Origin of the sequence: Bartonella queenslandensis (assembly GCF_018155095.1) — a bacterium.
In the GTDB taxonomy this organism is placed as follows: Bacteria; Pseudomonadota; Alphaproteobacteria; order Rhizobiales; family Rhizobiaceae; genus Bartonella; species Bartonella queenslandensis_B.
Genome location: NZ_NAAI01000012.1, coordinates 1 through 21854 on the forward strand (window position 1 = coordinate 1; position 21854 = coordinate 21854).

The 21854-nt window shown below is 42.0% G+C and carries 21 protein-coding genes, 1 tRNA gene and 1 pseudogene; 16 read left to right on the plus strand and 7 right to left on the minus strand.

All coding sequences use genetic code 11. From position 1 onward, the window contains the following. Nucleotides 1-366 (minus strand): hypothetical protein (locus tag B5V81_RS07425; protein ID WP_212112902.1); only part of this gene is annotated, 366 nt, incomplete at its 3' end. A 1909-nt stretch (nt 367-2275) separates the two neighbouring features. Continuing rightward, nucleotides 2276-2854, minus strand: a complete 579-nt coding sequence (locus B5V81_RS07430; protein WP_212112903.1) for a hypothetical protein — start codon at nt 2852-2854, stop codon at nt 2276-2278. Between the two features lie 163 nt (nt 2855-3017). Between B5V81_RS07430 and B5V81_RS07435 the strand changes: the two genes are divergently transcribed. Both B5V81_RS07435 and B5V81_RS07440 read left to right on the plus strand, forming a co-directional pair. Beyond that, on the plus strand, nt 3018-3284 hold the full coding sequence (locus tag B5V81_RS07435) for a hypothetical protein (protein ID WP_212112904.1): 267 nt from the start codon (nt 3018-3020) through the stop codon (nt 3282-3284). Nucleotides 3285-3323: 39 nt separating this feature from the next. Continuing rightward, complete coding sequence (locus B5V81_RS07440; RefSeq protein WP_212112905.1) at nt 3324-4031, plus strand: hypothetical protein; 708 nt, start codon at nt 3324-3326, stop codon at nt 4029-4031. Here the strand turns inward: B5V81_RS07440 and B5V81_RS07445 are convergent. After that, nucleotides 4028-6262, minus strand: coding sequence for a toprim domain-containing protein (locus B5V81_RS07445; RefSeq protein ID WP_212112906.1), 2235 nt, complete (start codon nt 6260-6262; stop codon nt 4028-4030). The two genes, B5V81_RS07440 and B5V81_RS07445, sit on opposite strands and share 4 nt — an antisense overlap. A gap of 175 nt (nt 6263-6437) precedes the next feature. On the opposite strand from B5V81_RS07445, the gene B5V81_RS07450 reads away from it, so the two are divergent. Genes B5V81_RS07450 through B5V81_RS07455 form a run of 3 tightly spaced genes read left to right on the plus strand, consistent with a single transcriptional unit; the run spans nt 6438 to nt 6867 of the window. Next, a complete protein-coding gene (locus tag B5V81_RS07450) occupies nt 6438-6593 on the plus strand; it encodes a hypothetical protein (protein WP_212112907.1) in 156 nt (51 codons plus the stop codon). Further along, on the plus strand, nt 6580-6705 hold the full coding sequence (locus B5V81_RS09060; protein ID WP_280528008.1) for a hypothetical protein: 126 nt from the start codon (nt 6580-6582) through the stop codon (nt 6703-6705). Before B5V81_RS07450 ends, B5V81_RS09060 begins: the two co-directional genes overlap by 14 nt. A 12-nt stretch (nt 6706-6717) precedes the next feature. Continuing rightward, entirely contained in the window at nt 6718-6867 is a 150-nt protein-coding gene (locus tag B5V81_RS07455; RefSeq protein WP_212112908.1) for a hypothetical protein, read from the plus strand. A gap of 299 nt (nt 6868-7166) precedes the next feature. On the opposite strand, the gene B5V81_RS07460 is transcribed toward B5V81_RS07455, so the two are convergent. Continuing rightward, nucleotides 7167-8234 carry a YdaU family protein gene (locus tag B5V81_RS07460; RefSeq protein WP_212112909.1) on the minus strand — a complete coding sequence of 356 codons (1068 nt, stop codon included), beginning with the start codon at nt 8232-8234 and terminating at the stop codon, nt 7167-7169. 397 nt (nt 8235-8631) lie between these two features. On the opposite strand from B5V81_RS07460, the gene B5V81_RS07465 reads away from it, so the two are divergent. From B5V81_RS07465 to B5V81_RS07480, 4 genes are all read left to right on the plus strand, one after another. Next, the gene (locus tag B5V81_RS07465) at nt 8632-8949 is read left to right on the plus strand and encodes a helix-turn-helix domain-containing protein (RefSeq protein ID WP_212112910.1); all 318 of its coding nucleotides are present in this window, start codon (nt 8632-8634) and stop codon (nt 8947-8949) included. Nucleotides 8950-9261: 312 nt separating this feature from the next. After that, complete coding sequence (locus tag B5V81_RS07470) at nt 9262-9651, plus strand: hypothetical protein (RefSeq protein WP_212112911.1); 390 nt, start codon at nt 9262-9264, stop codon at nt 9649-9651. A 2-nt stretch (nt 9652-9653) separates the two neighbouring features. Continuing rightward, on the plus strand, nt 9654-9842 hold the full coding sequence (locus tag B5V81_RS07475; RefSeq protein WP_212112912.1) for a hypothetical protein: 189 nt from the start codon (nt 9654-9656) through the stop codon (nt 9840-9842). A gap of 353 nt (nt 9843-10195) precedes the next feature. Next, nucleotides 10196-10957, plus strand: coding sequence for a lambda exonuclease family protein (locus B5V81_RS07480; protein ID WP_212112913.1), 762 nt, complete (start codon nt 10196-10198; stop codon nt 10955-10957). Nucleotides 10958-12479: 1522 nt separating this feature from the next. Here the strand turns inward: B5V81_RS07480 and B5V81_RS07485 are convergent. Next, the gene (locus B5V81_RS07485) at nt 12480-12824 is read right to left on the minus strand and encodes a hypothetical protein (RefSeq protein ID WP_212112914.1); all 345 of its coding nucleotides are present in this window, start codon (nt 12822-12824) and stop codon (nt 12480-12482) included. Nucleotides 12825-13869: 1045 nt separating this feature from the next. Here B5V81_RS07485 and B5V81_RS07490 point away from each other — a divergent pair. Further along, nucleotides 13870-14061, plus strand: coding sequence for a hypothetical protein (locus tag B5V81_RS07490; RefSeq protein WP_212112915.1), 192 nt, complete (start codon nt 13870-13872; stop codon nt 14059-14061). Between the two features lie 472 nt (nt 14062-14533). On the opposite strand, the gene B5V81_RS07495 is transcribed toward B5V81_RS07490, so the two are convergent. After that, nucleotides 14534-14608: transfer RNA gene (locus B5V81_RS07495), tRNA-Thr, on the minus strand. Between the two features lie 177 nt (nt 14609-14785). Between B5V81_RS07495 and B5V81_RS07500 the strand changes: the two genes are divergently transcribed. The 6 genes and pseudogenes from B5V81_RS07500 to B5V81_RS07525 all read left to right on the plus strand — a co-directional run bounded on the left by B5V81_RS07500 (nt 14786) and on the right by B5V81_RS07525 (nt 19613). Continuing rightward, nucleotides 14786-14938, plus strand: coding sequence for a hypothetical protein (locus B5V81_RS07500; protein WP_212112916.1), 153 nt, complete (start codon nt 14786-14788; stop codon nt 14936-14938). A 160-nt stretch (nt 14939-15098) separates the two neighbouring features. Continuing rightward, entirely contained in the window at nt 15099-16394 is a 1296-nt protein-coding gene (murA, locus tag B5V81_RS07505; RefSeq protein WP_212112917.1) for a UDP-N-acetylglucosamine 1-carboxyvinyltransferase, read from the plus strand. A 112-nt stretch (nt 16395-16506) separates the two neighbouring features. Beyond that, nucleotides 16507-16849 (plus strand): annotated as a pseudogene (locus tag B5V81_RS08960) (carboxyvinyltransferase); the annotation flags it as partial. A gap of 704 nt (nt 16850-17553) precedes the next feature. After that, complete coding sequence (locus tag B5V81_RS07515; RefSeq protein WP_212112919.1) at nt 17554-17913, plus strand: helix-turn-helix domain-containing protein; 360 nt, start codon at nt 17554-17556, stop codon at nt 17911-17913. 624 nt (nt 17914-18537) lie between these two features. Continuing rightward, a complete protein-coding gene (locus tag B5V81_RS07520; RefSeq protein WP_212112920.1) occupies nt 18538-18912 on the plus strand; it encodes a helix-turn-helix domain-containing protein in 375 nt (124 codons plus the stop codon). A 521-nt stretch (nt 18913-19433) separates the two neighbouring features. Beyond that, nucleotides 19434-19613: a hypothetical protein gene (locus B5V81_RS07525; RefSeq protein ID WP_212112921.1), complete on the plus strand. Its 180-nt coding sequence runs from the start codon at nt 19434-19436 to the stop codon at nt 19611-19613. On the opposite strand, the gene B5V81_RS07530 is transcribed toward B5V81_RS07525, so the two are convergent. Then, nucleotides 19592-21793: an isocitrate/isopropylmalate family dehydrogenase gene (locus B5V81_RS07530; RefSeq protein WP_212112950.1), complete on the minus strand. Its 2202-nt coding sequence runs from the start codon at nt 21791-21793 to the stop codon at nt 19592-19594. The genes B5V81_RS07525 and B5V81_RS07530 overlap by 22 nt on opposite strands. Between the last annotated feature and the right edge of the window lie 61 nt (nt 21794-21854).

Below are 21854 nucleotides of genomic sequence, written 5' to 3' on the forward strand. Positions count from 1 at the left end.
TCTTTGAGGGCAGAGTGCATCCTCTATGAGATTGGATACATGCCTTATGAGGGTGAGGCTGTATCCCGTGAGGGGAAGGATGCACTCTTGTGAAGAGCTGAGTGCATCCTCTATGAGATTGGGACCATGCCTTATGAGAGTAAGGCTGTATCCCGTGAGGGGAAGGATGCACTCTTTTAGAAGGCAGAGTGCATCCTCTATGAGATTGGGACCATGCCTTATGAGAGTAAGGCTGTATCCCTTGAGGGGAAGGATGCACTCTTTTGAGGGCAGAGTGCATCCTCTATGAGATTGGGACCATGCCTTATGAGAGTAAGGCTGTATCCCTTGAGGGGAAGGATGCACTCTTTTGAGGGCAGAGTGCATCCTCTATGAGATTGGGACCATGCCTTATGAGAGTAAGGCTGTATCCCTTGAGGGGAAGGATGCACTCTTTAGAGGGCAGAGTGCATCCATAGGAAAAGGCATATCTCAAATAAAGAGAAAGCCCAAGAGATTTGTGTTCTATTTTATCTCTATCGGTTTTTACATTTATTATAGATAGTTATTTTGTCTCCTATATTTAAGAGGGTTATAGGATAAGACTCACTGATCAATGTGATCGTAACGAAGACTGAGATCTCTATGAGAATTAAGATATTTTTGTGCTTTTTTTTTGTTTTTTTTTTGATTTTATTGAATCATACAAGATTTAGGAAGCATTTTTATACAGTTTGGCTTTTGATTGTGTTAATTGTATTGGTTTAATATTTCAGTTATTTCAATGACTTAAATAAAATTTCAAAGAACGCTGCTTTATCATAGGAAAGAGCAAGGTGGCACGCGTCATACATTTTGTCAGTGTACAATGTTTATGCTGGGTTTATGCCGGTCCTTGGGTTTATGCCGATTCTTGGGGTCATGACGGCCCTTGGGGCGCGTTTTTTGGGTGATGATGATTCTTGAAGCTTGAGAGTATTGATTAAGAGATACTGTGATTCTTTATCTTTGAAGTGTTTTATTTTACACGGGCTTTCCTGCTTGGAACGGGTGAGGAGGTGGTTTGATGAATTCAATATAAAACAGAGTTGAAATATAAGAAGCCTAAAGTAGTTGGCTCTCTTATTTTGAGGTTTCTAAGATAAAGAACAGAAGACACCCCATTGTCATGATAAAATACTGTGTTGATTTTCCAACGATAAAGAAAAAATATCGGTGATTCTATTGTATCGTAAAACAGTGTATACCGTAAAAGCCCTTGTTCATTTAAGAGGAGATAAAGGAGCCTGCGTGATACAATGAGGTATTTTTGGGGGGAAGTGTTTTTTTAAGGCGTGGTGAATATTTTTAGATGCGCTTATCGCGCTCTCAAGTTTTAGATCAATCCCTTACCATGAAAAACCAAAAGTGCGTGGGAAGATCAAGAGAGATAAAAATCCAGATTGTTGCAGCTCCAATTGAGTGAAGAACGCTCGTCTTTTGGGGAAGGATAATTTAAGTCCATTTGACAAAAGAAGGGTCTCTGTTGCAGGAAGATCTTATGAAAGAAGATCACAAAGTTCATAAGATTTAAGACAATACAGTCATAAAAAAAGCCCTCTGCTTCAAACAGAAGGCAATAATAAGGAGAATTTCCAACATTCGGTAGTAAAAAATATCAAAAAAAGGTGAATCTAAAAAAACATACTCAATACAAAAATTCACACTTAGAAGACTTACTTCTCTAGTAGTAGCAGAGAATTGAACATAGAGCAAGATAAAAATACTTCTTTAAAAAGGAAAATTTTGTCATTCGTGCCTTAAAACATCATGAATACTTTTTGTTTATTGAATGTTTATTTTGCAATTCAATGTCATGTAAGTATTTAAAGCTGTTATGACGCCTGTAACTCTCTTTATTCTTCAATAACAAACCGAACAAAGAGAGCACCTCGTGGTTATAAATCGGTGGAGAGTAAGGCGCTTTGTTTTTTTTTAAGAGCATGCATTTTGGACGCAAGGATTTTGTGGGCAGTCTGGCGCCCTTTAAGCAGCTTTGCGTCCTTTAAAATGTGGTGGGATGGGAGTGCAAGGGGGGAGAACTGTTTTGACTGCCGCGCGGGCATGGGGAATTCTCCCTTGAGTGCAAGGGTTTTGTGAGCAGCTTTGCGTCCTTTAAAATGTGGTGGGATGGGGGGGGCGCAAGGGGGGAAGCTGTTTGGACTGTCGCACGGCGAGGGGAATCCTCCTTTAGAGAGGAGAACATAGAATGTTTCCCTGAAGGGACAAATTATGTTCTCCTGAAGGGTTAAGGGAATTATTCAGAATGTTTATGGTTTGCATATCCCCAATGAAAGGCTAACAAGTCTAAACAATCTCGTAAATGATCGGCAAGGGAGTTTTGTTTTCGTTTTGAAGAAGTTAATTCTTTGATCGCTTGTCCATAACCGATAACCCTTTCAAGCAGCGAATAGCCTAGAATACCAAGTTGTACTTTGATTGTTTTTAAATGATTGCAGGCTTCTATTTGCTGTTCAATGGGGTGCGTATACCCTTGGCTACAAGCAACTTTTTCACGGGTGGTGTCAAGGCTCATGTGGAGGTCTGCTTGACTGTGGCGCCAGTAAAAATAAAAACGTTCTGCGGCTTTATATTGTGCCTTACTGAGATGTCCTTTCGCATATAAAAGTGCAATGGGACGGCTTTGTGCATTGACAATAGCTTTGATGGTGCGCGGGTTGCTGGAACTTTCTGGATGCGTGGGCTGAAAATAAGGATTGCTCGTTTCAAAGGGGATTTCTTGTGTCTTTAAATGACCTATGTGCTTTTCTTTCTCTTGGAGGTTTTTCTCTTGAGGCTCAAGAAGGTGCGTGTTTTTTTTCTCTTGATGGGTCATATCATCTCCTTAAAATATCATTTGATTCTTGTTAAAAAAATGTTGCTTGGATTCATGGAAAAAGGGGGGATGGTGGAAGACATGTGTTGGCGTGTGTCCGTGGGGCATGGGGGCGGTCTTGAGGCTTAATGGGCATTCCCTGTATTTTCCTTGATGTTTGGTTATGAAGAAATGCAGCGGCGGGGTTAACGAAGGGTTTATTCTTCAAGAGGGGGCTGATTGGCTTCATTTTGTCGCTGTTGCTGAGTGTGTTTGTAAGCAAGCCGAGCATTTGGGTTTGACTTGGCTTTGGTTCTCCAATAAGTGGGTATCAATCGGTATTTTTGTATTTCTTGTTCATTTTATGAGCGCTTTTTTTCATGAAGGGATGAGATGTGTTGGTCTGATGCTGGGGAGAGGCTTAAAAAGAATGGGCATTTTGTTGCGTTGAGGGCCTTTTCTTTCATTTTATTATTGTGGGGAGATAGAAATGACGCAGGGGTTGTGGTTTTTGCTGTTGTTGGGGTTTGTTTGCCTTTTTGCTGTTGCCTTGGTTTTATTGATGAAGCTGGCTGCGCGCCGTGGGGTTACAAGGTGGCGTTTTTTTGGTAGGTGGGTGGTCTTTTACGGCGTCCTTGCTCTTTACCTTGGTTTTCTTTCTGTGGGAATAGGGGAGCGCGCTGTTAGCGGGGAGCTGTTGTTAAAGGTGGCGGTATTTTCCTGCATTTTTGGCGCTATCCTTGGTTTGCTGCATTGGGGTGTGGGGAGTCTGCCGGTTGCTTGGCAAGTCTGCGTGAGGTGGTCCATGTTTTGTTGTCTGATGGTTGTTCTCATTATACTTTTTGCTGTGGGTGTCAGGGATATGAATAGTGTCAGGGAGATGTTCTTGAAGGTGTTGATCTTTGCTGTCTTGTTGAAGCTGCTCTTGGGGTTCTTTATAGGCGAACAGAGCAATATGGTGTTGCAGAGGTCGTTGCGTGTTTTGGATTTTGTACTTTTTATCTGCATTATGGCCGTTTTCTTTTTCTTTGTTTCTTTGGGAGCGAAGCATCTGGGATTGAGCTGGCTTTGGTTCTCAAATGATGATGTATTGACCGCTATAAGAACATTTCTCTTTATTTTGATTTATCAGGGAGTGAAGGCTGTGTGTGTGAAGGGGAAGGCATTTTTAAAGAAAGTGGTGTTGATGGGGTGTTAAAGATAACGCCGTGGGGGGAAGGGGGTGTCAAAAGAACAGCGATAGCGATAGGTTTGGGAATCAAACCAAAGACCTATTTTGCCTTCAAAATCGCCGGAACGTTGTTTGGCAATATTCATAATGACGCCGGGACGTTTGACTAAATCTGCTTTTTCTTCTTGCAATGATGCAGCAAAGATTTTGTCTTCTAACGAGCGGTTGCGCCAAATGGTGATGATGTTAAAAGCATTCGCACCAATTTCTGAGGCGCCTTTAATATCTTCTGTCCCAGGGATATCTTTATCCAGACCCCCTTTGCGGGCATGGGCGACAAGATGAATATGCACACTGTTTAAAACAGCCCAATCAACCATTTTATAAACCGCTTGTTCTTGTCCTGCATAATCATCGGAGGCAATGCCAAGCCGCATGAGACTATCGATAATAAATTGATCGCAACCATAGCGCGCACGGCAATAGTCAAAAACATCAAGCAAGGTGTCGACACTTGATTTGCCAACATGTTCATAAAGAATAAGTCCATCGTCTAAAAAATGCAAAATGCGTTCAATCGTCTCTTTTGTAGGCTTTTCTAAGCCGCCCGTTTGTTTCGCTAAACGCCGGAGGGATTGTTCTCCTTTCATCTCTAAAGAGGCTAAGCAAAGACGGCTGTTTTGCGCAATCCAATGGGGAATACAGTCGGACAACAATTGGCTTTTGCCTGCCCCACTGGCACCGCTCCACAGCGTTAATTCTGCAGGGCGAAAATGCAATTTATCCTTCAGTTTAGGATAGGGAACCGTATAGCCAAGATGTTTTTCAGGTTCTGGCCAAAATAGCCCAATCACTTGATCTTTATAGTCTGAGGCGCGCCGTAAACCTTCTGGTGCAAAGCTTTTTGCTGAAGAAAAAGCTGCTTTTATGGTGGCAGCATCAATTCCTGCCGTTAAACAGTCATTGGCATCTTTGCGGGGTAAACGAACACGGTAGCAACGGTGACGTCCAAGCCTGCTGGCAATTTCATGGGCGGCTTCTTCTCCGGTTTGGTCCATATCGGTGGCTAAAAAAATGGTTTCAAAAGCTTCTAAATGATCAAATTCATTTTCAATCCAGTTTTGCTTACCCCCCCTTCCGCCTCCAAAGGGTACAGAAACCGCCGGATATCCATAGGCGGCAAGCGAAAGCGCATCAATTTCCCCTTCCGTGATGACAATTGTCCGGTTTGTTGAAGAAAGCGTGGGAAACGACGTGTGATCTGAGGGCGCGGGGTGCGATGTGTGTGTGGTGGCGCTAGCTGTTGAGGGCGCGGGGTGCGATGTGTGTGTGGTGGCGCTAGCTGTTGAGGGCGCGGGGTGCGGTGTGTGTGTGGTGGTGTTGGCTGTTGAGGGCGCGGGGGGCGGTGCATGCGTGGTGGCGCTAGCTGTTGAGGGCGCGGGGTGGCGTGTGTGCGTGGCGGTGTGGGCTGTTGAAGACGCGGGTTGGGGTGCATGCGTGGTGGTGTGGGCTGTTGAGGGTGCGGGGTGCGATGTGTGCGTGGTGGCGTTGGCTGTTGAGGGCACGGGGTGCGATGTGTGCGTGGGCGCTTGGGTTGCTGAAGGTGCGGGTTGGGGTGCATGCGTGGCGGTGTGGGCTGTTGAGGGCGCGGGGTGCGATACGTGCGTGGTGGGGTGGATGGGGTAAAGGGCTTGCCAACCGAATAAAATCGGTTCACATTGGGCTACTGTAGGTTTTGTTTTTGCTCCCGCTTGAGCGAGTCGTTCTTTGACTAAAGCAAGGGTACCATCAGGTTTATAAAAGGGGAAAATGATTTTTTCGTTCTCTTCTCCTATGCGGTAACGCTTTATAACCTCTAGAGGAATGCGGCGTTCTTTATGGAGATAGTTTTTTACGAGATTTTGCGGGGTACACCCTTTAGGAATCGGTGGACGGCGGTAGGAACGATGAGGGACCATAAAGGGTTTGGGGCGTGTCAGATTGAGAGTTGTGCGTGCTTCTTCTAATGCTTGAGAGAGACTGATGCCTTTGACTGCACACCAAAGGTCTAAAATATCGCCTCCGATACCTTCTGCAAAATCATACCAAAGGCCTGCTTTACTGCCGCTTAAGCAAATCGATAAACTTTGACCGGCTTCACCGCGGGTGTTGCCGACAAGCCAATTGTTGCCGCGTTTATGTCCTTGGGGAAGAAGCATTTCTGCGATCTGATCTGCTTGTGCGATAAGCTTTTGTTTGATTTCAAAAATTGTGCTCATGGTTATTCGTGATATATTCGTTTTTTTCAAGGGTGTGTGTTGCTGTTCTCATCGTTCGATCTCATGGCAAAACCAGTGGGGCTATGGGGATTACTCGTCTGCCTTGAGAGCTTCTTTGCCGCTCTTGGCTTGCCAATAATTGCGAAACTTTTGGGTTGGCTCATGGGATTGCTCTTTGTTGGATGTTTTTGAAACGGCTGTGTTGATGTCTGTTTGCTTGCATGGGAAGCGGGGTCTTGTGGGTGGGCGTTATGTTCGTGAAAGAGGAGGGGATGACGAGAGGCGTGGAGGGTGTTGTTTGAAGGAGCTGCTCTTTGTTGAACGTTTCTGATACGGCTATGTTGATGTCTGTTTGCTTGCATGGGAAGTGGGGTGTTGCGGGTGGTGGGCGTCATGTTCGTGAAAGAGGAAGGGATGGCGAGAGGCTAGAGGGTGTTGTTTGAAGGGGCTGCTCTTTGTTGGATGTTTCTGATACGGCTGTGTTGATGTCTGTTTGCTTGCATGGGAAGTGCGGTGTTGCGGGTGGTGGGCGTCATGTGCATGAAAGAGGAAGGGGATGGGGAGAGGCGTGGGGGGTGTTGTTTGAAGGGATTGCTCTTTGTTGAACGTTTCTGATACGGCTATGTTGATGTCTGTTTGCTTGCATGAGAAGTGGGGTCTTGTGGGTGGTGGGCGTCATGTTCGTGAAAGAGGAAGGGGATGGGGAGAGGCGTGGGGGGTATCGCGCTGTTGTGAGGAGAGCAGAGGGGATGATGGTGATGCGTTTTACTGTGTGAATGGTCTCTCCACGGGGTGTTTGGATGCCTGCCGTTGTGCTCTGGGTTGTCTGATCTGGTTTGTTTATGGTTTTGAAACATTTGTGCCCTCCCCGTGTTTGCTTGAGAAAGTGCTTTCGCGTGTGAGGTCAACACGTGTCGCTATAGTTGATCAGACTGCGGTAAAGGCTATCGCTGCTTTCAGAGGGGAGAGGGGAGATCCGCTCCTGTTTTTGCTGTTCTAGCCGTTCGATCTCACGGCGAAACCAGTTGCGCCATGTGGCTTGCCAATCCGCTTTGAGGGCTTCTTTGCCGCTCTTGGCTTGCCAATAATCGCGAAACTTTTTGGCTTGCCAATGAGCTTGGCTCTCACTCAAGCCTTCTGAAACGGCTGCCTGGATGTCTGCTTGCCAAGCTTCTGGAAGACGGTGTCCTTTGGGAATGCTGGCAATGGTAGGTTTTTTGTTGGTGCAAGGCAGGGGGAATGTTGAAAAGCTGGAGGGCGGGAGATGGTCGAGGCTTGTTGTCGCTTTTCGGGGGACAATTTGTGTGATCGGAGCGCAAGAGCCCTCTGTTGGGGGATCGTTGGGAGAAGCCTTTTCGTGCTCTGTTTCTTCTGGAGGAAGAGAGATAACAGAGGAAGAAAAAGCCAAAGTGGGAGATTGAGCGCTTTGTTCAAAACTCTCCGGGCTGGAGTGGGCAGATTCTAACTCATCAAACAACATGTTCTTTTTTGAAACACCGACAGGTGTTTCCTTTTCTTCTGCCTTTTGAGCTTCTAAATTTTGTTCATCATCTTTTGTCTGCTCGTTAAGCAGTTGCTGAATCTCAGCATTGATTTTCTTACGCTTTTTTGCCGAAGTTCGACCCGCAAAAGATTTTTTTTCAAGCAATTTTTCACGCTCTTGAAAAACATTTTCGCAACGCTGGTTCCATAATCCATTGGCTAAATTTAAAATCTTACCCTCTTGGATGAGCATTTCTAAAACATTAACAAAAGTTCGCTTGTCACAACCGCAAAGACGCGCTAAACGTTCTTCCGATATTTCTAGAGGGCGACCGCGTGCATACATTTCATTGAGAAGAATCGTATAAATTCCAATCTCGTGGGCGCGCATGCCACGAACTCCTCCTAGAAAATCATTTTGATACCAACAAACATATGGAAGCCTAGACGATTCATAGTGAGGAGTTTCTTGTTGATCAGCTTGTTTCATACAGCAATCTTCTTTCTTATACAGTTTCGTTAACGTTAAAAGCGCAAACAGAAATTTAACTCGTGTGGCGTTTGGCTCTGTTTAATGACGAGATTAAGCGGCTTCTTTATGACGTTTATAAATGAGTGGGCGTGCTTGAAGGGCATGAAAACGATAATTTGAGATTGCGATGATAGAAAAAATAAAGAGAACAATACTTCTCAATCTCGCCGCTTTTGGAGATAGTTCTTTGTATTCTATGGTGTGGTTAAAGTATTTTTATAAGCGAAAAATCATCTTTTATTTCCCCCTGAAAAATAAAATTTGTTTCCTTAATTTTATCCTTTTTAGAGGATATTGCAAGCCCGTTTTGTAAAAAGGACGTGTTTTTTTCAAAAGACGCGCTATATGGTGAATTATGAATATCGATGGTTGGCGTAAAAGATTAAGGACCGCTTTGGAAAAAAGTGGACGATCAAAGAGATCCATCTCCCTCGCTGCCGGTAAAGGGGCGGGATACCTCCATTCTATCCTTTCTGAAGGAAAAGAACCAACAATAGAATCCCTCTCGCGAATTTGTCACGAAATTGATATCAGTATGAATTATATTCTTTATGGTAAGGGCGCAAGCCCTGAAGATAAAGAATTTCTAGAGCTCATTTCAAAACTCTCTCCGGAAGAGAGACAGGCAATTTTGACTCTTTTGCGGCGACCTTTTGGCGAAGCTTCAAAATAACTTCCTTCTGTGCTTTTGAATCAAGACGACTCCAGTATTCTATTAATATTATATCACTCATTTTACCTCTCCTGTGTGTTTATCATTGCAATTGAATAAGAACAAATAGAGAACAACAAAAGAATATGAGGGGAATAGAAACAAAAGATCTTTATTTATATCTGTCATTTGAGCCCCGCAAAGACTTAAAATATATCTTTTATGAAGGATAAAATGATTGACACATCCCTTATAGAGGATATAAGACTAACGCTATATTTGATCTTGTCAAGATGAAGCTAAGCTTTATCAACTATCTAAAGGGGGAAAATCATGAAAAATATTCCATTCGTTAAAGAGGATGAAATTATTATCATTCTTTGCGAAGACGAAAGGCCTGATGCCTATGAAGGACCAATCGACGAAATCGAAGAAGTGCTCGAACTGATTGAAGAATCTGAAACTGTTTATAAAGTGTTACGACTCGATCTTACAACCAATCATGCTGAAGATGTTACAGAACAAATCGCTGATTTTTATGCTGAAAATTACGAAATAAATGAAGAAAATACACAATTGCAGCCCTTCATTTTGAATAGTGAAGCCTATCATGCGTGTTTAGACGAAAGAGTGGCGTGTGATTATGAAGATAATCTCTATGGCTCTTATGAAAAACAACATCGTTTACGTCCCTGTGATGTCTTGACAGATTATTGGTGGTAATCATGCCAAGTTATCTTAAGACTTCTTATCAAGGCTTTCCACTTTATTATGCTGGAAAGACTCGAAATCTCATCAGACTCGAACCACAAAAAAACAATGCTGTTCTTTTCATTTCGCAAGAGGTAGCTCTGTCTATGGCAAAAAATTTGGAGGAAGAATATTGCTGTCATGATTTTTCTGTCGTGCAATAGCAGGATGGAAAGAGGGGGAGAAACAGCGCGTTCGGGGGGGGGGAAATGAGAGCCCCCCATGATGACCAACTTGCCGCCCAAGTATTTTCACAGCTGAGAGAAGGGGGCGTTATGTTTTCCTCTATGTGAGAGGAGCTGTTTGAGGAATTTTTGATCAGTATGAAAAAGGAGGTGGAGACATGAGAAAAAGAATATGTGTGAGGCGCTTGCGGGGACACTTGTGGGTTGTAAGGAGGCATCTCTTGCATTTTCAGCCGTATGAATAAGATGTTTCTCGTGTAGGGGAAATATAAAGTGTGATGTTTCAAAGAGGATATGCTGTAAAGCAGCATCAGATCAAGGGGAAAAAGATTATGCCAATCATTATCGATTGTATTCAGGGAACAGAGGAATGGCAGAAAGCGCGTAATGGTTTGATTACGGCTTCTTTGTTTGAGATGGTTATGGCACAAAAAAAACAGGGGCAAAAAACATCACGATATCATGCTGTGATGATGAAATTGGCGGGAGAAAGAATGACTGGAAAAACCGTTGAAGAAGGGAATACGCTTTCTCAGCGACGCGGGACAGAATTAGAACCAAGCGCACGACAGCTTTATGGAAAACTGACACAGACAGAACCAGAATGTATTGGCTTTGTGTTAGCAGATGATCGCAGGAAAGGATTTTCTCCTGATGCTTTTGTGGGAAAAAATGGATTGTTGGAAATTAAAACAAAAAAACCTGAAATTTTGATTCCTCATTTCATGAAAAAGGGTTTTCCAGAAGAACATAAAGCACAATGTCAAGGAGGGTTATGGATTTCGCAACGCGAATGGGTAGATTTAATGCTTTATTGGCCGGATATGCCTCCTTTAATTAAACGGGCTTATCGTGATGAAGCCTATATCAGCAAGCTGGAAAATGAAATTGATCGTTTTAATGAGGCTTTAGAGAAGATGGTACAGCACATTAAGCGTTTCGAGACAGGCTTTAGAATAAAAACAGACAGTGTTTTGAAGGAGGGGAAAGAAAGGGGGATTGGAATGAAGACAAAGCGTCTGCGGGAGGGAAAAACAAGAATAAGGCGCGCAAGAGGAGGATCTTGTGCAGCGTTGATGAGGAGCAAGATTTAGTCACAAGGAAAGAGAAAGGCGGAAAAACAGATGGGGAGGGTGTCAGAAATTTCGCGTGACAAAGATTGCTTGGGAAAATGGCGGAAGATTTTTCAGAGGGGGGCGCCCAAGCGAGAGATAAGGAAGTCGTTTGGGGGAAGATGTGAGAGAAGGGGTGATGGGCGCGCGGCTCTGGCCGCTTTTATATGACGTGTTCGGCGGCAATGAAAGATCCCCCATGATGACCATATTCTCAGACAAGTGTTTTTTCACTGATGAAAGAATGGAGCTTAGAGTGATTGTGTTCATTGAGGAGAAAATAGAGCCAGTTGTGCGCTCACTCATTGTGTGAGGCGCTTTTTTTGCCGATAGGGGAAAAAGAAGGAGCGGCATGAAAAAAAGAATGTGTGAGAGTTAAGGAGGGGAAAAAGGTTGAGGAGCAGGTTGGGGGAGAAAATGGAGGGATGAGCAAAACGGGAGAATAAGGAAAAAACAGATAAAGACCCTATAACCTTTATAACTCTCAAAAATTCCTTGTTATAGAAGATCAAAAATTATCACACCTTGTGAATGTGCTGCGGCTTGCTCTTAATATGCTCCAAAAGCATTTTCATGAGATAACTTTCCATATAAATCTCGTAAACACTAAAAATGCTTGTATGAGTATGAACCAGAATATCAATTTACTCATCTTTACCAAATATCTTTTTATACTGATGAGAAATACCCCTATCCTGATTATTCCTAGGGTCATATTCCACGTAAAAAGTGCAATTATACCATAAATTAGAGGCGTTATAAGGAATGAAAATTACACGCGCGATATTATAAATTACGCACTTGATATGATTTTGTAGCTTGCTCTTTTAATTTCTACTCATTTCAGAAGTCTTGTGATTATCTTTAAAAGTTTTATGATAAAACTGATTGTAAGCAGCTCTCTTTTGAGGGGCTTTAAGAATTCCATAGTCTTCACAAATTTTTCTGAATTTTCAGCTTCGGTACTAGAATGATGATCAGGATGCTATTGCAGAGCTCATGTATAAAAAGAAAAATTTAGCTGTTTATCACTGCATTCGTAGTGTACGACAAGAATTCCATAGTCATCGTCTTTATTTACTATCGTTAAATACTGCTACTTATCTATCATTCTTATTTTTATAGGATCGTTTAACTGGTTTCTTTTGAATAGATCAATAGGTCTTATCTTAAGATTTAAAATATGTAGAAAATCATATCGAATGGCGGGGCTGTATTTGGGGATATGGTATCTAAATGAGGGGAGATATAGTTCACCCCCCCTGAAAATACGGGATGTTCTTAATGCTATTCAGAAGGATTTTTTATAAAAATAGATTAAAAAAGAGACGATAAATCAAATATAAAAGGGACAACAATAATAGCCAAAGTTGTCATTATTGTAAATAAACAAGCAGCAACCTTAAATCTAAAACGCCAAAGAATACTAATGGGAGCCGACATTATCGTTGTTATGATGAATCCTACGATAAACCAGTGCATGGATAATTTCATGATATTGATTTTATCTTGATGAAAACGATTTTGTTTTAGTTCTTCCTCTAAAAACACAATCGATAATAGAAAAACCACGATAAACAGGAAATTCTCCACTTGGACAAGCAGGAACAGAAAATTTTTCAAGCTTTAACCATTCTTTTTCGCGTTCTTGTTCCGATATCTTTTTTTCTATTTTTTGTTTTATATATTCTTTGGAAATACAATTAATCGGAGAAGTACTTCCAACAAAAAATTCATCTTTTGTACATCCACGCGCTGTATGATGTGTGAATAAAACAGCGCTTATTGCTATAGCAAATAAAATAAAGTCTTTAAACATAGGGTATTTACTGTCTTTTGTTTCTGACACGCTTTTATTAAGTGATTTCTGTTGAATAAATCAATATGTGTTATTTTTTGTGTTGAAGTATGTGTAAAAAATGTATCTAATTAAAATGGTGATAGTGATCATTCTGTATCTCAATAAGGGTGTGGTGCAGGGACTAAGACCCCGCGCATGCGCGGGGTTTTTGTTCGTTGGAGAAGAGATGACAGCAGGAAATATGCACAAAATATAAGGTAGGCTCTGTAACAAAAATGGTTGGGGCGGTTGTCCTAGAGTGAGGATAGGGGAAAAAATACTCCAAATAAAATAGATTTGTTGTTGCGTATTCACACGTTTGTTTTAAAGAAACATCTTGCTCTAAGCTCATTTCACACCCATTTCATGCTGGCCGTTCGTGAACTTCATACGGGTGTTTGTGAATCATATCGTGAGGGGTATAACGATAAAGCTCTGTCAATTATAAACCCCAGAGATTATAAACATTGCGCATCCTCTTTTTACTTTATGAAAAAGTAAGCCCGCACCATTTTGGGCTCGTCTCCAATATTGCTACATGGGCTTTATTGCGATAGGGATTTTATTGCGCTAGGGGCTGTGGTTCTTGAGATGATTCATCGTCTCGTTTATTAGCAGGGGATCTCTTCATAAAAGGCATGCTTTTCTTATACAGTTTTTCACACCATACAGATCTTTTGGATTGTGAATTGTAAGTGACATGGGGCTGATTGATTTCCATAGAACAGAGAGGGAAAGAATTTTTTGCTCTTCGGGTTCTTCTTCAAAGAGGAATAACGCTATCAGGATCAATTACAGTATTCGTATAAAAAGTTTGTATAAAAAGGATGGGTGTTGAAAAAGGGGTGGATGATGACTCGTGGAGAATGTTGAGCATCAAATGAGCAATAAGGGATCTTCTTTGAAAAGGTGGGCTGTCATTTTCTGGCTCATGGGGTGTTTGGCTTATGGGATTGTTTGGCAACTTATTGAAGGTTTATTGCGGGGGTATTGTGGTTCTCCTTGCAAAGGATAGAAAGCAATGGGGAAATTAAGTTGAGAGAAGGTTATGGAAATGGCTCTGTTCTCAATGACGAATAAGATCGATGAAGCTTATTCTCATTTTTATATAACGGAACAAGGGCATATTATTTTAGGACGTACCCAGGATGTTTTGCCGGTTCCAAGTGATGATTTGCGTGGGGCGAGGGGATCAAAGGGGTGTGGTTCAAAAAATGCGTTTATCATCATTGATTATTTCAATTGAATGAAAACTCGAAAGAGTGTGAGATGTTCTTATTGCAAACCTTTTTATTCAAATTCTCTTATATTGAATTAAGTAAAATCATTTGTCCGCATATTACAAATGGGGGACGGCCTATGGGGAAAAACATTCAAAAATAAAAAATATCTATACGAGGGACAAGGGGAAAAGGGTGTCACAACAGTGAGGCTTGGCATAAGAGATAAGAGAGAGAATTTTACATGAGAGAAAGAGGGACAAGCCCATGGAAGGGGGAAGATATTTCTTGTGTCGTGGCGTGTTGCGTCAATTTCAAAAGCCGTTCGCATTGACATAACACAAAGCGTTGTGGAGATTTAAGTGTTATCATTGAGATCATTAAGTTTAAAGCCATTAAAGCGCATGCTTTAAAGGGTGGAGGATTTGCTGAAGCCGATGGAAGTGAGGGAAAATAGAAGCTTATAGGGAAGAAGAAAGAGGCAAAAGAAGAATAAAATGGTGCTGCGAGAGAGGATTGAACTCTCGACCTCTCCCTTACCAAGGGAGTGCTCTACCACTGAGCTACCGCAGCCGTTTTCAATCTTTGCGCTGTCTTGTGCCATATTGTCAGAAAATAGGCAAGAGAACATTTGTATATTCTTGCAAGAAAACGTATCTTATGTCATGACATAAATATTTCTTATACTCTTAATATTTAAGATCATGAGTTGCTTGGATAGAAGCTCAACACTGCTCAAAAGGTTGCGCAATGACACAAATGCATCAAAAACAAAAGCAAGATGAAATGAAACATCAAGACGAAAAGCAAAAACGACGTCAAGAAAGATTGGCACAACAATTGCGGCAAAATCTAAAACGTCGAAAAGAACAAAGTCGAAAAAGAGCGCAATCAGAGCTCTGAAGTGAAAAAAATGTTTTTTTAGTGCATCTTTGCAACCAAACTTCTCAATAATTTGTTCTCATCGTTAGAATGCGTTTTAAAAAACGATCAGTGAAGCATAACTTTCCCAAAGGGAAAAAACTTTTGGAAAAGATTGTGTAAAGGAAAAGAGGGAAAACATATGGATTCTATTCAAATTGTTGGCGGGGAAAAACTTAAGGGAACAATTCCTATCTCAGGAGCAAAAAATGCTGCATTGCCTTTGATGATTGCGGCGCTGTTAACAGAAGAAACGCTTACTTTAGAAAATATTCCTCATCTTGCTGATGTTGAATTGCTTATTCGCATTCTTAATAATCATGGCGTTGGATATGCCGTGGATGGACAAGAGTTTAATGATGATGGTGGCAATTCAAGAACGATTCATTTTACCGCGCAAAAAATAGCAACAACACGGGCGCCATATGAATTGGTGAAAAAAATGCGGGCAAGCTTTTGGGTGATCGGACCTTTGCTTGCTCGATGCTTCGAGGCGTATGTTTCGCTTCCTGGAGGATGCGCTATCGGAACAAGACCTGTCGATTTTATCCTCGAAGGACTGAAAACTTTAGGTGCTCATATTGCGATTAAAAATGGATATGTTCATGCAAAAGCACCAAAGGGATTAAAAGGGGCTCACTACCGTTTTCCCAAAGTTACGGTTGGGGGAACTCATGTGCTGCTGATGGCGGCGACAATGGCAAAGGGAACAACCGTTCTTGAGAATGCGGCTTGTGAACCAGAAGTCACAAATCTTATTCGAACCTTGAACGCCATGGGGGCTCAAATAACCGGTGAAGGAACAACAACACTCAATATTGAAGGGGTAAAAAAACTTAAAGGAACGAGGATACGAGTCATTGCGGATCGAATCGAAGCGGGGACATATGCAATGGCGGTGGCTATGGCGGGGGGAGATGTCTTTCTTAAAAATGCCAATCCTAATCATCTCACAACAGTGCTTAAGGTTCTTCAAAAAACAGGACTTGAGATTCAAATAGAACCTCACGGTATTCACGTTAAACGCAATCCAAGGAACACAAAAATTATGCCTGTTGATATTAAAACAGGTCCTTATCCTGCTTTTCCAACCGATCTTCAAGCGCAGTTTATGGCACTTATGACACGGGCTGAAGGAATTGCACATATTACAGAGACGATTTTCGAAAATCGTTTTATGCATGTTCAAGAACTCAATCGTTTAGGGGCAGAGATAAAACTCGATGGGCAGATGGCAACTGTCTATGGAAAAGAGAACTTGCAAGGGGCTCCCGTGATGGCGACGGATTTGCGCGCTTCTGTTTCTTTGGTGATTGCGGCATTGGCTGCAAAGGGAGAAACAATCGTTAATCGTGTCTATCATCTTGATCGTGGATTTGAGAGGTTAGAAGAAAAATTAGCGCGATGCGGGGCAAAGATTCAACGGTTAACCGCGTAAATCTTGTCAAAGATATGCTGATATTGAAGGGGGGCTGAAAGCGATGGACTGAGGAGGTTGTTTTGGGGGGGCTGCTTGAGAAAGGTTTCTGTGTGTGGGGGGTGAGCGGTATGCGTTTATGACACGGGCTGAAGGAAACCGCGCATATTACGATAATTTTCGAAAATCGTTTTATGCCTGTTCAAGAACTCAAAAGAACTCAATCGTTTGAGAGGCAGAGTAAAACGCGATGGGCGAGAGGGCAACACATCTCATGGAAAAGAGCACGTGCAAGGGGCACTCGTTAAGCGCACGGATTTGCGCGCTTTTTGTTTCTCTGGTGATTGCGGCCTTCTTATCTTGTTCCATTGGCTGCAAATGGAGAAACAATCACTATCATCTTGATCGTGGATTTTTAGAGGGGAGACGAAAAATTAGCGCGATGCGGGGCAAAGATTCAACGGTTAACCGCGTAAATCTTGTCAAAGATATGCTGATATTGAAGGAAGGCTGAAAGCGATTACCTGAGAGAGATTGTTTGGGGGGAGGCTGCTTGAGGGGGCTGGGATGGCATGCTTTTTAGGGAGGCTTGGGGGAAGGACGATGCTTAGACCCGTGCTCTTTTTAATGGTTTGCTTTCTTGTGTGGAGAATTTGGGGGGCGGGGGATGACTTTTTAGAGCACCCTTCAAGATCCTATTTTTTAAGGGTGAGAGGAAAAATGAACGCGATGTGGTGCGAAAATTTAATGGATCACAGTTTAATTTCCTTCAAGGCTATTCTTTAAGTTTCCTCTTTGAGGAGCTTGATCTCAAGGATAAAGGGTTGTTCGTCCTTTAAATCAATGCGGGGTTTATCTCATAGATTTGGAGAGTGAGTATAAGAGTTTGAGGGGGCTCTCATAAAAAAACAAACAATAAATTTTATTGCTAATCTTCTGAAATTATTTTATACCTTAAAGGGTGACTTTGGTCGTCTACGCAGCGACCAAGAGGGATTCAAAAACCCCTAAAATCCGAGCGTAAGAATAAACCTACTTTGTAGGGTTCCCGGGATTCCGGGAGATTTTGCTATGTCCAGGTGCGCTCTAGCACTAAAAGCAAAAAAGCTGACTCGGATTCAGTGTTTTTGACTCCCGGAATACCAATGCGAGGGCGCTCGCAACCGGAGGGGGGCACGAAGTGCAGACTAAAAATCCACATTTTAACGATATTTCAATAGGGCGAAAAATTCGCTTCAGAAGAGAAATGTTGAAAATGTCTCAAAAACAATTAGGGCACCGCTTAGGCGTGACCTTCCAACAAATCCAAAAATATGAAAAAGGCTCCAATCGTGTCGGTGCAGGGCGCTTACAAGAAATTGCTGATATATTGGATATCTCTATTTTCTTTTTTTACTCGGATATTTCAACAAAAGAACCTGTCTTGTTTCCTTATGACGAAATGATCTCAAGCAAAGAAGAGCACATCCTTTTGAAAAGTTTTAGAGAACTCAAACCTAAACAACAAAAAGCAATCTTGTGTTTGATTGCTGAGAGATAAAACACTGCTTTAAATTTTATTGCTAATCTTCTGAAATTATTTTATGAATGAGCCTTATGAGTTTGGTCGTATACGCGACGACCAATAGGGAACTGAAAGCCCGAATCCTCGATACATAAGTTTACCCCACTCTTGTGGGTATCCCGGAATTCCGGGAGTTTTTGCTATGTCCAGGTGCGCTCTCGCACTAAAAGCAAAAAAGCTGATCCAAACTCAGTGTTTTTGACTCCCGGAATACCAGTGCGAGGGCGCTCGCAACCGGAGGGGGGCACAAAGTGCAAACTAAAAATCCACATTTTAACGACATTTCAATAGGTCGAAATTCGATAAAGAGAAATATTGGAAATGCTCAAATATTTTAATTTTTATTGCTAATCTTCTGAAATTATTTTATACCTTAAAGGGTAACTTTGGTCGTTTACGCAGCGATCAAGAGGGTCTGAAAGCCCTAAAGTTTGGTACATAAAAATTAACCTACTTTTGTGGGTATCCCGGAATTCCGGGAGTTTTTGCTATGTCCAGGTGCGCTCTAGCACTAAAAGCAAAAAAAGCTGATCCAAACTCAGTACTTTCAGACTCCCGGAATACCAATGCGAGGGCGCTCGCAACCGGAGGGGGCACAAAGTGCAGACTAAAAATCCACATTTTATTGATATTTCGATAGGCAAAAGAATTCGTCATAGACGCATTTCAATGGGGCTTTCTCAAAAAGAATTAGGGAGCTATTTAGGGGTGAGCTTCCAACAAATCCAAAAATATGAAAAAGGCTCCAATCGTGTAAGTGCAAAATGTTTGTTAGAAATCACTAAAAAATTAGAAGTTCCCATCAGCTTTTTTTATGCGGATTTTTTAACAGCTGATCTTCCTACAAAAGAACTTGTCTTGTTTCCTTATGACGAAATGATCTCAAGCAAAGAAGAGCACATCCTTTTGAAAAGTTTTAGAGAACTCAAACCTAAACAACAAAAAGCAATCTTATCTTTAATTGCTGAGAGATAAAACACTTCTTTAAATTTTATTGCTAATCTTCTGAAATTATTTTATACCTTAAAGGGTGACTTTGGTCGTCTACGCAGCGACCAAGAGGGATTCAAAAACCCCTAAAATCCGAGCGTAAGAATAAACCTACTTTGTAGGGTTCCCGGGATTCCGGGAGATTTTGCTATGTCCAGGTGCGCTCTAGCACTAAAAGCAAAAAAGCTGATCCAAACTCAGTACTTTACTACTCCCGGAATACGTATAAGGGCTGCTTGCAACCGGAGGAGAGAAGTGACGCGTGAAAACTAAAAAAGACAGCAGTCTTATGGTTGATTGCTCATGAGAGTTAAAAGTCTAAAGAGGCGCTTTTTACTCAATAATAAATTATTCTATAGCCTCTTTCTAAGGGAATGGAGTGTTGACATTTCCTTTTGCAGAAATATCTCCATGGCGCCTTTTTCTCTTCGTTTAAAAATCATAAAGTTTTTATCCTTCATCTAGGGTGCCCAGATAAAGCGCCATGAGGTAGAGGTGGGTTAGAGATGCAGGGAGAGAGCTCAGTGAGAGGTGGACTAAAGGGAAAAGAATCTCATGGAACAAAACATCGCGAACAAAACATTGGGAATAAAGCACCGCGAACAAAGCATTGGCAAGGGACTTCACATCATGGTTGCTGTATCGAACGCTCACCAAGCGTTGTTTATGTTTCTCTCTTGGTATGAGGGGGCGTTTGTTTTTCTTGTCTGTGCAAAACTCTTTTTAAAACTAACCAAGCGGCATATTCTTGTAAGACGACACTTAAAAGCGGACGTGTATAGGGAAAAGTAAGATGATCCTCATCATAGCCTTTTATCCGCACGGTTATGGTTGCATGTCCAAGGCTTTCTTGCTGATTTTCTAAGATTTCAATGGAAGGTGATAAGCGCACTTCAACCTCAAGCTTTGAAATATTGTTTGCACTTTTTTCTGTTGCGTGAAAATATTGTAAAAGCAGCGGATCATCGATCAGCCAATGCACATCTGTATGCATTGCTAATTGTTTACACGCCGTGGTCACTTCTCTGCCAACCAAATATGGATGAAAATGATTTTCAAATTCTTCGATGAGATGCTGTGCCAAAGGGGTAGAGGACTGACCAATCAGTTGCACCAGAACATAAGGGCTTTTCCATAAAAAATGGCGTTCAAAGGGCTCATTTGCAAAATGATGGTCAACCCAATGCGCAAGGGTACTTTCATCAATTCCAATCAATGTCCAAGCATACTGCGTGCGCGATACAGAAGAATATTTCTTCTCATGGACTTTTAAATAATCCTCTAAAAGAGCAAGAGCCTGTGAGGGTGGACCTGGCAAAACAACAAGTGTGCTTGCATTACAAGAAAGATAAAAACCAGGAGCTGTGCCGGTCGGATTATCAAGAACTTTTGCTGTCCGAGGAAACAAGGCTTGACGCGCATTATTCTTATCCGATGCAATCCCTAACCGCTCCAATTGACCTTTTATTGTTTGCCAAACATCTTCATGATGCTCCAAAGGTTGCATGACTGCTTGAGAAACGCTATAACGTGTTTTATCATCAGAGGTAGGACCTAATCCTCCACTGATAATGATAAGATCTTCTTGTCCAAGACAGGAGACAACTGTATCACTGATTTGCTGTAAGCAATCCGCACAAACAAAATGACGTGTGACTTGAATATTTCTCTTATTTAAGCTTTGGCTCAAATCTTGTAAATTCGTATTCAAATATTGTCCTGAAAGGAGTTCATCTCCAACCGTGATAACTGCTGCACGATACATGGAGAGAGGATTCACAAGAGAATTGCAAACAGCTTTTGCCATTTGACGCGATGAGGAGTCCCCGCCCAGATCATAAGTAACCGTTTTTCCAGCTCGAATAACCTGATCAACACTCTTGGTCATTTGTCTTGCTTCTTCTTGAAAGCCTAAATGCTCTAACAATAAAGATGTGGTATAAAGCATGGCAGAAGGATTTGCTTTATTCTGTCCAGCAATGTGTGTTACACTTCCATGTGCGGGTTTAAAACAAGCAATTTGGCTTCCCACATGGGCACTGGCTGCAAGCTCCAAACCACCCATTATTCCAGCGGCTAGCTCAGAGAGAAGAGAACCAAACATGTTTTCAGCAACAATCACACCAAATTGCTCTGGTTTTGTGGCGATCCCCAAAGAAACCGCTTCAACATGATGAATATCTGATTCAATTTCTGGATAATTTTGCGCGATTTTCTCAAAAATTTCCTGAGAAAATTGTCCACTTTCTCGCATAACATTGGGTTTATCAGCAAAAGTAACCCGCTTCATTCCATGCGCACGTGCATAAGAAAAAGCATATTCAAATAACCGTTCTAAACCAAAACGTGTCTGTAACCGGACTGTCCAAGCTGCTTCTTTATGACCATATTTTGTCAGATTGGGGTGTTTTAACCAAGCGGATATTTCCGGCGTGATCCCCCAAAAATCCAAGCCCGCATAGAGACCTTCACTATTCTCTCTAATAACACAAAACTGAAAGGGCTTCCTTGGACCAAAAATGTATCTTACGGGACGTATCGTGGCAAACAGATCTAACTGTTGGAAAAGGTGAAGGATAGGAGAAACATAGGCAAGGCTTTTCTCTTGTAAATGCGGTGTGTGTTCTTTTAAAGCCGCTACTTGTTCTTTACTGTGCACAGCGCCTAGTAAAAGGGCATCACTTTCAGCTATTTTTTGCCAAGTCGCTTGAGGAAGAGCATCCCCTTCCTTTTTCCAATATTCAAAACCAATATCACCATAAATAAATTCTATCGGCAATTGAAATGCTTCCAAAACCATTAATGCTGCATCACAGACCTCTGGTCCCACGCCGTCCCCTGGTAGCACAAGAACTTTCTTTTTCATCATCTCTCCCTCCATTCATCAATAACGCTATTCGTCATGACAGAATGATCCTCCCACAAAT

Bases quoted from the DNA above. Each gene is read 5' to 3' on its own strand.
- B5V81_RS07430 (WP_212112903.1), bottom strand. From the start codon at position 2,854: ATGACCCATCAAGAGAAAAAAAACACGCACCTTCTTGAGCCTCAAGAG.
- B5V81_RS07435 (WP_212112904.1), top strand. From the start codon at position 3,018: ATGAAGAAATGCAGCGGCGGGGTTAACGAAGGGTTTATTCTTCAAGAG.
- B5V81_RS07440 (WP_212112905.1), top strand. From the start codon at position 3,324: ATGACGCAGGGGTTGTGGTTTTTGCTGTTGTTGGGGTTTGTTTGCCTT.
- B5V81_RS07445 (WP_212112906.1), bottom strand. From the start codon at position 6,262: ATGAGCACAATTTTTGAAATCAAACAAAAGCTTATCGCACAAGCAGAT.
- B5V81_RS07460 (WP_212112909.1), bottom strand. From the start codon at position 8,234: ATGAAACAAGCTGATCAACAAGAAACTCCTCACTATGAATCGTCTAGG.
- B5V81_RS07465 (WP_212112910.1), top strand. From the start codon at position 8,632: ATGAATATCGATGGTTGGCGTAAAAGATTAAGGACCGCTTTGGAAAAA.
- B5V81_RS07470 (WP_212112911.1), top strand. From the start codon at position 9,262: ATGAAAAATATTCCATTCGTTAAAGAGGATGAAATTATTATCATTCTT.
- B5V81_RS07475 (WP_212112912.1), top strand. From the start codon at position 9,654: ATGCCAAGTTATCTTAAGACTTCTTATCAAGGCTTTCCACTTTATTAT.
- B5V81_RS07480 (WP_212112913.1), top strand. From the start codon at position 10,196: ATGCCAATCATTATCGATTGTATTCAGGGAACAGAGGAATGGCAGAAA.
- B5V81_RS07490 (WP_212112915.1), top strand. From the start codon at position 13,870: ATGGCTCTGTTCTCAATGACGAATAAGATCGATGAAGCTTATTCTCAT.
- B5V81_RS07500 (WP_212112916.1), top strand. From the start codon at position 14,786: ATGACACAAATGCATCAAAAACAAAAGCAAGATGAAATGAAACATCAA.
- murA (WP_212112917.1), top strand. From the start codon at position 15,099: ATGGATTCTATTCAAATTGTTGGCGGGGAAAAACTTAAGGGAACAATT.
- B5V81_RS07525 (WP_212112921.1), top strand. From the start codon at position 19,434: ATGCAGGGAGAGAGCTCAGTGAGAGGTGGACTAAAGGGAAAAGAATCT.
- B5V81_RS07530 (WP_212112950.1), bottom strand. From the start codon at position 21,793: ATGAAAAAGAAAGTTCTTGTGCTACCAGGGGACGGCGTGGGACCAGAG.